Raw genomic sequence first — 465 nt, 5'->3', positions numbered from 1 at the left:
CCCTTTTTCACGCCATGAAACACCACGCTGGAAATGATAGGATTGGGCTTGAGCTGAACCGACAGCCACACACTATCCTCGCTCAACCGAGAGGCTAAAATTGTCACATCCGAAAACAAGCCCGTCTTCCAAAATGCCTTCTGAGCAGCCGAAAGCTCCTCCCCCGGCACCTTCACCTTCTCCCCCACAGCCAAGCCCGAAATGCCCACCAGCACATAATCCTGATAGCCATAGTTCTCCACGCCCGACACCTTAATATCGGCAATGGTGTATTTTTTAGAGCCGCTCAACGTGTATTTGATTTCGGGCACCTCGTGCGTGGCAGTGTCTTGGGCAACCTTATCCTGCACAATCGTGTCATTTTGAGCAACATCGTTTTGTGCGACCGCAAAAGTCGCCCCTACGAACAGCAACACCGCTGTCATTGCGGGCTTGACCCGCAATCCCCTGAAAACTATTCTAAGT

General features: G+C 51.8%; 1 pseudogene. It reads right to left on the bottom strand.

What is annotated here, in order from left to right:
• Window positions 1–350 (bottom strand): annotated as a pseudogene (locus ASC50_RS04430) (outer membrane protein assembly factor BamA); the annotation flags it as partial.
• Window positions 351–465: the final 115 nt, after the last annotated feature.

The organism is Candidatus Symbiothrix dinenymphae (assembly GCF_001431085.1).
The sequence above is the reverse complement of the archived record's forward strand: the minus strand, read 5'-3'. Positions and strand labels throughout refer to the sequence as shown.